At 72.4% G+C, this 10,255-nt stretch carries 6 protein-coding genes and 1 pseudogene; 3 read left to right on the top strand and 4 right to left on the bottom strand.

Annotated features, from left to right (window positions below; all coding sequences use genetic code 11):
- Positions 1-654: 654 nt before the first annotated feature.
- Both ABZ154_RS28620 and ABZ154_RS28615 read right to left on the bottom strand, forming a co-directional pair.
- On the bottom strand, positions 655-1,704 hold the full coding sequence (locus ABZ154_RS28620; protein WP_356837269.1) for a DUF3533 domain-containing protein: 1,050 nt from the start codon (positions 1,702-1,704) through the stop codon (positions 655-657).
- A 126-nt stretch (positions 1,705-1,830) separates the two neighbouring features.
- Positions 1,831-2,196, bottom strand: a complete 366-nt coding sequence (locus ABZ154_RS28615; protein ID WP_356837268.1) for a hypothetical protein — start codon at positions 2,194-2,196, stop codon at positions 1,831-1,833.
- 175 nt (positions 2,197-2,371) lie between these two features.
- Between ABZ154_RS28615 and dnaE the strand changes: the two genes are divergently transcribed.
- The 3 genes from dnaE (at position 2,372) to ABZ154_RS28600 (ending at position 8,023) form a co-directional block, all read left to right on the top strand.
- A complete protein-coding gene (gene dnaE / locus ABZ154_RS28610) occupies positions 2,372-5,911 on the top strand; it encodes a DNA polymerase III subunit alpha (RefSeq protein WP_356837267.1) in 3,540 nt (1,179 codons plus the stop codon).
- On the top strand, positions 5,908-6,918 hold the full coding sequence (locus tag ABZ154_RS28605; RefSeq protein ID WP_356837266.1) for a hypothetical protein: 1,011 nt from the start codon (positions 5,908-5,910) through the stop codon (positions 6,916-6,918). The genes dnaE and ABZ154_RS28605 overlap by 4 nt, the downstream gene beginning before the upstream one ends.
- Before the next feature lie 211 nt (positions 6,919-7,129).
- A complete protein-coding gene (locus ABZ154_RS28600; RefSeq protein WP_356837265.1) occupies positions 7,130-8,023 on the top strand; it encodes an alpha/beta fold hydrolase in 894 nt (297 codons plus the stop codon).
- A 74-nt stretch (positions 8,024-8,097) separates the two neighbouring features.
- On the opposite strand, the gene ABZ154_RS28595 is transcribed toward ABZ154_RS28600, so the two are convergent.
- Both ABZ154_RS28595 and ABZ154_RS28590 read right to left on the bottom strand, forming a co-directional pair.
- Positions 8,098-9,174 (bottom strand): lytic polysaccharide monooxygenase, encoded by a 1,077-nt coding sequence (locus ABZ154_RS28595; protein WP_356837264.1) that lies wholly within the window; start codon positions 9,172-9,174, stop codon positions 8,098-8,100.
- 981 nt (positions 9,175-10,155) lie between these two features.
- Positions 10,156-10,255 (bottom strand): annotated as a pseudogene (locus tag ABZ154_RS28590) (IS481 family transposase); the annotation flags it as partial.

The following is a 10,255-nucleotide window of genomic DNA, read 5'->3' as shown; positions in this document are numbered from 1 at the left end:
TGTGCCGTCCGAGCCGTCCGAGCCGTCCGAGCCGTCCGAGCCGTCCGAGCCGTCCGAGCCGTCCGAGCCGTCCGAGCCGTCCGAGCCGTCCGAGCCGTCCGAGCCGTTCGAGCCGTCCGGAACGCCCCCGCCGTCCGAGCCCGAGGAAGCTGAACCCATGACCACCACGACAGCCGCCCCCGCCGCACCGGAGAAGACGGAGTCGAGCGCGGGCCTGCCCCAGCTCCTGGAGACTTCGGCCGCAGCGGACCGCACCTGCAAGACGCATGAGGCGGTGCGCTTCGAACTGAAGGCGGCCCTTCTGCGCGGGGACCGGCAGCCGGAGCCCGAGCACCCGGTCGTCGACGTCGCCTGTGTGACCGACGAGGAGCACCTGCTCTACGAAGTGCTCGGTGCGGACCTCACCTCGTACGCCGACCTACGCTCGGGAGCGGCCCGCCTCCGCGAGATCAACCACGCCCTGGCCGTGGGCGCCGACCGGCTCTGCCTCGTCCTGGCCGGCCCTCCGGCGGAGGAGTGGGCGCCCGCCGCGGTCCACGATGTCTTCGGCGTCCATGTCCTGTGGCGCACTCCGCAGCAGAGCTGGGGAGGCCAGGACGCCGCCGCCGCCCTGGGCGCCGGCCGGGTGGGAGGCGGCCGGGTGTGGAGCGGGCTTCAGGCCGCTGTCGACCCACCGGCCGACGGTGCCGTCCCCGCGCTCCCGTCATCGCGCCCAGCCCCCCGCCGCAGCGACAGCAGCAGGGTCAGCGCCGTGCCCACGACCGCCCAGGCGGAGAGCACCAGCAGCGGGCCGGTGACCGCGTTGCCCCGGAAGTAGGCGATCGAGCGGGCCACCCAGGTGCCCGCGCCCGGCGGGAGGGCCGGGCCGATCGCCCGCCAGAAGTCCGGGAGCATCGGGAGCGGGAAGGCGCCGCCCGCGCTCGGGTTGCCCGCGATGACGATGATCAGGACGGCCAGGCCGATGCCGACGATGCCGGTGAGGGCCTCCAGGGCGAGCGTGATCATGCCGACCGAGAAGACGACCAGGGCTCCGAGGCCTGCCAGGCCCCAGACGCTGCCCGGCAGGGCGCCGAGGATCGGGCCGATGATGATCGCGCCGCCGATGCCGCCCGCGACCGCGTACAGCGCCATCACGGCGGTCCGGATCAGCGCGCGCTGCCGGTTGGCGGGCTTGGTGCCGGCGCTGATCGCCAGGATCGAGGCGCAGAGGTAGCCGCCGACGCACCAGCCGACCACCAGGTAGAAGGACGAGAGCCCGTCGAAGTCGTCGGCGGAGGCCGGTGCCACGTCCACGGTCCGTACGGTCCGCTGCTGGGAGCCCTCTACCTGGGTGAGGATCCGTTCCAGGGCGCTGGACAGGACGGTCCCGCCGCCGGAGGCGACCAGCAGCGTGTCGGTGCGGCCCTCCGGCGAGACGATCAGGGCGCCGTCGATGTCGCGGTTCATGATCTGCTCGCGCGCCTCGGCCTCGCTGCTCACCGTCCGCGGGTCCAGAGGCCCGCCGGGAAGTCCGTCGAGCCGGCTGACGAGCTGCTGGGACATCTGCTGCGGGGCCACCACCCCGAAGGCCACATCGGTCGGCTTCGGTTTGTGCAGGGCGCCGACGTAGGACGCGATGAACAGCAGTTGCAGCCCGAGCACGCCGATGACGAGCAGGGCGGCCCGTGGAGTGACGGCGTTCTTCACCTCGTCGACGAAAGTCATGCCCCAACCGTCCGGGCGGGCCGGTGGCCGCGCAGGCGGGGCGGGGCCGAATGGCTCAAGGGCGCAGGAGCCGCCACCGGCCGCCGGTCAGGTGGGACCGAGGGCGCCACGAGCTCCCGCCACGCGTCAGGTGTGGCTGAGGACCACCGTCAGCGCCACGAACTCCGCCAGGAGCTGCGTGGCGAACGCCACCTGGCGCACGCGCACGGTGGTCGCGGCCAGGGCGACGGCACACGCCACGACGGCCAGGGCGAGGCTCCAGCCGAACAGCCAGCCGGGCAGTGAGTCGCCGCACTGCTGCCCGTACGTCATGCAGCGCCCCGCGCGCTCGCCGGTGAGGGTCAACAGGCCCGCCACCAGCGCGGCGGGCGCGAAGAGGCCGGCGCACAGGCCGGACCAGAAGCGCGTGCGGTCCGGGGCGGGGGCCTCCGTGGAGGCCCCCGTGGAGGTCTCGTCCGCCGGGGGCGTGGGCTGCGGGGCTGTTGTGCTCATGCCTTGATCCAATGCGCTCACGCTGCCCCCCGCACCGGTCCGGGTACTCAGCGCGGGTGCGTGAGCTACTCAGGAAGGGTGCACACTGGATATCGCACGCGTGTTCGAAGTTGGTCTATGGTGGAGAACAGGGGTGGTGAGTGACGGAACGGTCGGAACGGTTCAGGAGGTGCGGATGTCCGGTTTCACGCATCTCCATACCGTCTCGGGGTTCTCCCTGCGGTACGGGGCCTCGCACCCCGAGCGGCTCGCCGGGCGTGCCGCCGAGCGGGGGATGGGCTCCCTTGCGCTGACCGATCGCGACACCCTCGCGGGAGCGGTCCGGTTCGCCAAGGCCTGCCAGGGGGAGGAGGTTGAGGTCCGGCCGCTCTTCGGGGTGGACCTCGCGGTGGCCTCGTACGCGGAGGGGGCGGGCCGGGCTGCCGCACGCCCGCGCACTCCCGCGCGCGGCGGTGCCTTTGTCGATGAATCCGCACCCCGTGTCACCTTCCTCGCCCGGGACGGCGCACGCGGCTGGGCCGAGCTGTGCCGGCTCGTCACCGCCGCCCACGCACGGGGCGCCGCTGACGCCATCGGTCCGCTCGACGGGTCCGGTCCGCTCGGCGTCACCGGGCCGCCCCTGGTCGGCCGGGCCGCGCTGCCCGCCGACGGGCTGACCGTGCTGCTCGGGCCCGCCTCCGAGGTGGGCCGGGCGCTCGCCGCGGGCCGCCCCGACCGGGCCGCCGCGCTGCTCGCGCCCTGGCGGGAGATGTACGGCGACGACCTGCGCCTCGAAGCCGTCCACCACGGCCGTCCGGGCACCGGGCCCGGATCGCTGCGGCTGGCCGCCCGTACCCTCGGCTTCGCCGCCGACCAGGGCGTACGGACCGTGCTGACCAACGCCGTCCGGTACGCCGACCCGGGGCAGGGTCCCATCGCCGACGTACTCGACTCCGCCCGCAGGCTCGTCCCCGTCGACCCGCGTCGCTCGCCCCTGGACAGCGGTGAGCGCTGGCTCAAGGGTGAGGGCGCGATGCGGGAGGCCGCCGAGCGGATCGCCTCCGCCGCCGGTCTGGGGCAGGGCGCGGCGGCCCGGCTGCTGGCGGAGACCCGGCGCACCGCCGACGCCTGCCGGGTCGATCCCGCCGCCGACATCGGGATGGGCTCCATCCACTTCCCCGAACCGCACCTGGTCGGCGCCGGCCGGCGTACCGCGCACCGGGTGCTCACCTCCAGGGCCGCCGCCGGGATGGTGCTGCGCGGCTATGACCGCGACCGCGCGTACTGGGACCGGATGCACGAGGAGCTCGACATCATCGCCCACCGCGGATTCGCCTCGTACTTCCTGACGGTCGCTCAGGTCGTCGACGACGTACGGGATATGGGCATCCGGGTCGCCGCGCGCGGCTCCGGCGCGGGCTCCCTGGTCAACCACCTCCTCGGCATCGCCCACGCCGACCCCGTCGAGCACGGGCTGCTCATGGAGCGCTTCCTGTCCAAGCGCCGCTTCGTCCTGCCCGACATCGACATCGACGTCGAATCGGCCCGTCGGCTCGACGTCTACCGCCGGATCATCGAACGCTTCGGACCCGAACGCGTCGCCACCGTCGCCATGCCCGAGACCTACCGGGTGCGCCACGCCATCCGCGACGTCGGCGCCGCGCTCTCCATGGACCCGGCCGAGACCGACCGGCTCGCCAAGGCGTTCCCGCACATCCGGGCCCGCGACGCCCGCGCCGCGATGGAGGAGCTGCCCGAGCTGAAGGAGGTCGCGCGGAACCAGGACAGGTACGGCCGGCTCTGGGAGCTGGTGGAGGGGCTGGACGCGCTGCCGCGCGGGATCGCCATGCACCCGTGCGGGGTGCTGCTCTCGGACGCCGGGCTGCTGCGCCGTACACCGGTGATGCCCACCAGCGGCGAGGGCTTCCCGATGGCGCAGTTCGACAAGGAGGACGTGGAGGACCTGGGGCTGCTGAAACTCGATGTGCTGGGCGTACGGATGCAGTCCGCGATGGCGCACGCCGTCGCCGAGGTGAAACGCGCCTCGGGCGCGGACGTGGACCTGGACGCCGTACCGCCGGGCGACCCGGAGACGTACCGGCTGATCCGTACCGCCGAGACACTGGGCTGCTTCCAGATCGAGTCGCCCGGCCAGCGCGACCTGGTCGGCAGGCTCCAGCCCGCCACCTTCCACGACCTGGTCGTCGACATCTCGCTGTTCCGGCCGGGGCCCGTCGCCGCCGACATGGTGCGGCCGTTCATCGAGGCCCGGCACGGCCGGGCGCCGGTCCGCTACCCCCACCCCGACCTGGAAGGACCGCTGAGCGGCACCTACGGCGTGGTCGTCTTCCACGAGCAGATCATCGAGATCGTCGCCATCATGACCGGCTGCGGCCGGGGCGAGGCCGACCGGGTGCGGCGCGGGCTCTCCCACCCCGAGTCCCAAGGGCTGATCAGGGTCTGGTTCGCGCGGCACGCGGCGGCCCGGGGGTACGACGCCGAGGTGATCGCACATACCTGGAAGATCATCGAGGCGTTCGGCAGCTACGGCTTCTGCAAGGCGCACGCCGTCGCGTTCGCCGTACCGACGTACCAGTCCGCCTGGCTCAAGGCGCACCACCCGGCCGCCTTCTACGCCGGTCTGCTCACCCACGACCCCGGGATGTACCCGAAGCGGCTGCTGCTCGCGGACGCCCGGCGGCGCGGGGTGCCGCTGCTGCCGCTGGATGTGAACCGGTCGGCGGTCGCCCACCGAATCGAACTGGTGTCTGATGGGGGGGGAGAGGCGGAGGCCTGGGGGCTGCGTCTCGCGCTCTCCGACGTCCACGGCATCAGTGAGGCCGAGGCCGCCCGGATCGAGGAGGGGCAGCCGTACTCCTCACTGCTGGACTTCTGGCAACGGGCCCGCCCGGGCCGCCCGGTCGCCGAACGGCTCGCGCAGGTGGGCGCGTTGGACGCCTTCGGCGCCAACCGCCGCGACCTGCTGCTGCACCTCTCCGAGCTCCACCGCGCCCACCGGAGCTCCGGTTCCGGCGCCCGGGGTGCCCAGCTCCCGCTGGGGGACGGACACCGCACGGGCTCGGTCGGGCTGCCCGACCTCAACGAGGCGGAACGGCTGAGCGCCGAGCTCGGGGTGCTGAGCATGGACGTCTCCCGCCACCTGATGGGGGATCACCATGCCTTCCTGGAGGAGCTGGGCGTGGTCTCCGCCAAGCGGCTGCGCGAGGCCCGGCACGGCGAGACCGTGCTGGTCGCCGGTGCCAAGGTGGCCACCCAGACGCCGCCGGTCCGCTCCGGCCGCCGGGTCATCTTCACCACCCTGGACGACGGCAGCGGCCTGGCCGACCTGGCGTTCTTCGACGACAGCCACGCCGCCTGCGCGCACACCGTCTTCCACTCCTGGCTGCTGCTGGTGCGCGGAGTGGTGCAGCGGCGCGGTGCGCGCAGCCTGAGTGTGGTGGGCGCGGCCGCCTGGAACCTCGCCGAACTGGCCGAACTGCGCCGCACCGGAGGACTCGACGCGGTCGCGGCGCGGCTGGCGGAGGAGGCGCCGGAGGAGGGCGACGAGGAGAAGGAGCCGGGGGAGGGTGCCGAAGCGAAGACGCCCGGTGCCGGCCGTCGTATACGGATGGAGACCGGTTACGAGATGAACCCCTGGGCCGACCTTCAGCCACCCGGCGAAGGTCCGCCCACCGGAAGGAAGTTGTGGCACCAGTCGCAGGGGAGCGCGGGATGAACGGCGAAGAGGGAGAAAGCCCGGACGTCCTGTACCTGCGGTTCCGCAGGACCGCCGGCGGGCCCCTCGACAGCGCCGGCTACACCGGGCTGCTCGCCCTGCTCGGCGCGTTCACCCCGGTCGTCGAGGCCGCACCGCCCGACGGGGCGCTCGCCGATGTGGGCGGCGCGTTGCGCTACTTCGGGCGGGACGCACAGGGCCTGGCCTCGGTGATCCGGGTCCGGGCGCTCGCCCTGCACGGTGTGGACTGCGCGATCGGCGCGGGAGCCAACCCCATGGTGGCGCGGATGGCCGCTCGGCGGGCGGCGCCCGGGACCACCTTCGTGGTGGGGCGGGGGGAGGAGGCGGCGTTCCTCGCACCGCTCCCGGCCGCCGCCCTGGACGGTGTCGGGGCCGCCACGGCGCGCACCCTGTGCGGTTACGGGCTCGACTCCGTCGGCCGGATCGCCGCCGCACCCCTGGCCACCCTCCAGCGCATCACCGGCGTACGCACCGGGCGTGAGCTGTGGGAGCGGGCACGGGGCATCGACCGTACGCGGGTCGTCCCGAACGCGGCCGCCCGCTCCATCGCCGCCGAACGCTCCTTCCCCCGCGACGAACTGGCCCCCGAGCAGCACCGCCGCGCCCTCCTCTCGCTCACCGAGGAGCTGGGGGTGCGGCTGCGGGGCGAGGGGCAGGTGTGCCGGTCGCTGGCGGTCTCGGTGCGGTACGCGGACCGGACCGGTTACGCGACGCTGACCCGGAGCCGGACGCTGGGGGAGCCCACCGCGCACTCGGCCGCGCTCACCGCGCTCGCCTACCGGATCCACGAGTCCTTCGGGCTCCAGCGGGCCCGGGTGCGGGGGATCGCGCTGCGCGCGGAGGGGCTGGCCGACGCAGGCCGGGCCTCCCGCCAGCTGACCTTCGACCCGGCGGACGAGCGGTCGCGTCGGATCGAGGAGGTGGCGGACCGGCTGCGGGAGAGGTTCGGGCCCGGTGCGGTGAAGCCGGCCGGACTCGCGGCCTGAAGGGCGGGGTCGACGCGCTGAGGGGGCCCCGCGGATCAGGGCGGGGACGCCAATACCCGATCTAGGACGAGGCTGCGCCATTTTTTACCGACACGTAACTTCCCACCCAACCTTACTCATGCGTAATTTGGCATGAGCACATAAAGCTTGTGGTCCGGGCCACAGGGCGCACCGCCATCGCACCTCCCTTGAGCCGCAAGGAGACCCCACGATGCTGCCCTGGTTCCGTGCTGCGCGCACCCCACGCGCGCGCAGCGCATTCGCCGCCCTGCTCCTCGCAGTCACCCTTCTCGTCGCCCCCACGGCGACCGCGACCGCAGCTGCCCCCACCGCCGCGACGGCCACCTCCCGTGGCTGGAACGACTACTCCTGCAAGCCCTCCGCCGCCCATCCCCGCCCCGTCGTCCTGGTCCACGGAACCTTCGGGAACTCGGTCGACAACTGGCTTTTCCTCGCCCCCTACCTGGTCAACCGGGGCTACTGTGTCTTCTCCCTCGACTACGGCCAGCTCCCCGGCGTGCCGTTCTTCCACGGCCTCGGCCCCATCGACAAGTCCGCCGAACAGCTCGACGTGTTCGTCGACAAGGTGCTCGCCTCCACCGGAGCGCCGAAGGCCGACATCGTCGGCCACTCCCAGGGCGGCATGATGCCGAACTACTACCTGAAGTTCCTGGGCGGCGCCCCCAAGGTCAACGCACTCGTCGGCCTCGCCCCGGACAACCACGGCACGTCGCTGCTCGGCCTCACGAAGCTGCTGCCGTACTTCCCCGGCGTCGAGAAGTTCATCAGCGACAAGACTCCCGGCCTCGCCGACCAGGTCGCCGGATCCCCCTTCATCACCAAGCTCACCGCGGGCGGCGACACCGTCCCCGGCGTCCGCTACACCGTCATCGCCACCAAGTACGACCAGGTGGTGACTCCGTACCGCACGCAGTACCTGGACGGACCGAACGTACGCAACGTCCTGCTCCAGGACCTGTGCCCGCTGGACCTGTCCGAGCACGTGGCGATCGGGACCATCGACCGGATCGCCTTCCACGAAGTGGCCAACGCCCTGGACCCGGCACGCGCCACCCCGACCACCTGCTCCAGCGTGATCGGCTGACACCAACGGGCCGAGTTCGCTGCCCGTCGGTGCGGACAGCGAACTCGGCCCGTGTTCATGCCTTACGGCGTGGGTCAGCGGCTGTGACGGCCAAAGACGGTGGCCCGACGGCGCTGCGAGGAGAACAGCACGGCCGCACCGACGGCGAGCGCGGCGGCCCCGCCCATGGCGAGGTAGGTGCTGCTGCTCGAACCACCGGTCTCGGCGAGCACGTCCTCCTGCCCGGCGGCGTTGGTCTGCGGCGCGTTGCCCTCGGCGGCACCGGCCTCAGCGTCGGCCTCGGGCTCGGCGGCCGGGCCGGCGGGAGCGGCGGCGTTGACCTTCGCCCCCGTCTTCGCGTCGTCGTCGCCGTGCCCGTTGTGCTCCACGGAGGACTTCTCGGCGCCCTCGGTGATCGCGTCCTCGGAGGGGGCGGAGGGAGCCGGTGCGGGCGCCCCCTCCTGCGCCTTCGGAGCCTCACCCGCGGGCTTCTCCTCCGGCGCGTCGCCGCCACCCGTACCGCCCGTACCCGCCGAACCGCCGCCGAAGACCACGTCGGAGCAGGCGTAGAACGCCTCGGGGGAGTCGGAGCGCTGCCACACCGTGTAGATCAGCTGCCGTCCCGCCGCGTCCGGAACGGTCCCGTCGAACACGTACGAACCGTCCACCAGAGCCGGGTCGGTGGCCTCGGCGAAGGGCTTCGCCTCCAGGTCCGACCAGGCCAGCGGCTTCGTCGGGTCGTAGCCGGGCTTGGTGAGGTACAGCTCGAACGAGCCCTTGTGCGGGGCCGTGGCACGGAACTTGAAGGTGTGCTTGCCCGCCTTCACGGGGGAGGCCGGCCAGTCGGCGCGCGGCAGGTCGAGCCCCTTGAACTTGTCGTTGGCCGCGCTGCACAGCTTGCCGTCCGGGATCAACTCACGGTGCTTGCCCGCCGCGTTGGCGATGTTCACCCCGTTCCAGTCGTAAAGCGCCTGCGTACCACCCGCCGCGACCGCCGCCTTGCACGCCGCCGACACCGGGCTCTCCGGACCCTCCGCGAAGCACGCGGAAACCCGGCTCACCGGGTCGGTGAGCGAACCGTGGGCGAGCGCCGGAGTGGCGGTGAGTCCGGCCAGCGCGAACGGTGCGAAGCCGAGGGCGACGATCCCGGCGGCCTTGCGGCGAGCGGTCATGGAGGGTTCTCCTTCAAAGCGGCACAACGGTGGGGCGCCGGGTCTTCAATCCGTCCCGGCGATCAGCAAGCTAGCCGCTCGGAAGGGCCAAAACCCCTGCTGGGACGGGGTGGAGGGGATCCTTATGGTCGCTTTAAGGACCGGTTAGGGAAGAGCTCAGGAAGCGTCAGGGCCCTGCGGGCGCCCGCGCATTGACCCTGTGTTGTCCATGGTTGTCCACCGAAGCCCGTGTACTTCCGCGCTGGGTGGCTCCCCATCTGGCTCCCAGAGCGCCTCGCGTACTGGGCCGGTCGTGCATCCACACCACGCGTGGCCGGCCACCGGCTGAGGGGCGGCGAAACATGTCCCAGAACCTTCGGCGGGAAGGGTCCTGGTTCTCGTTGCCAACGCTTGGTCATAGGTACGCCCGGCGCGCTGTACAGCGGGCCCGCAAGTCGTCTGCGTCTCGGCGGGCCAATTGCTCGGAGACCATCCGCTCGACCGTCGTCAGACACTCGTCGCAAGCGAACATGTCGCCATCGCCGTCCTTCGTACGGATAGGGCCGAACCACTTGACGGATACGCGCTCCCGGCGGCATCCGAGCCAGCAGGGCCCCATGACGCGGTTGAGTTGCACGTGGGGAGGGAGAACTGGAACTGATCAGCCGGCCGGAAGACGGTGCGGGGGCCGGTCATGATCCAGGGGAGTTGTCGGCCCTCCAGCTCCAGAGTTCGGCTGCTCCCGCTTGCCCCTCTCATGTTGCGGATGCGGTAGCAGCCACCGTCGAGAGGAAGGTGGTCGCCGACCTTGACCTCATCGGGCGTTACCTCCAGAGGCAAGGTACCTTCCGGTCGCAGCTCTTCGAGGTGCTGCGCCGGCCGATGCGCCAGGCTCTCCAGCCCAGCGGCAAGACGTTCGGCCGTCCTGCTGGCCACCGAGTGGGAGGCCATGCGGGAGGAGCTGCTGCGTGAGCCGGAGGCCGCGCACCTGCTCTTCATGCGCTAGTTGTATTGACCCGCAGCGTTGTTGACACGGCTGATGGGTGGGTGTCCGTTGAGCGCGGTGTGGCAGCGGTGGTGGTTGTAGGTGTGGAGGAAGTCT

This window comes from Streptomyces sp. NPDC006261, assembly GCF_040613515.1.
GTDB lineage: Bacteria > Actinomycetota > Actinomycetes > Streptomycetales > Streptomycetaceae > Streptomyces.
This window is presented reverse-complemented; position numbering and strand designations above follow the sequence as displayed.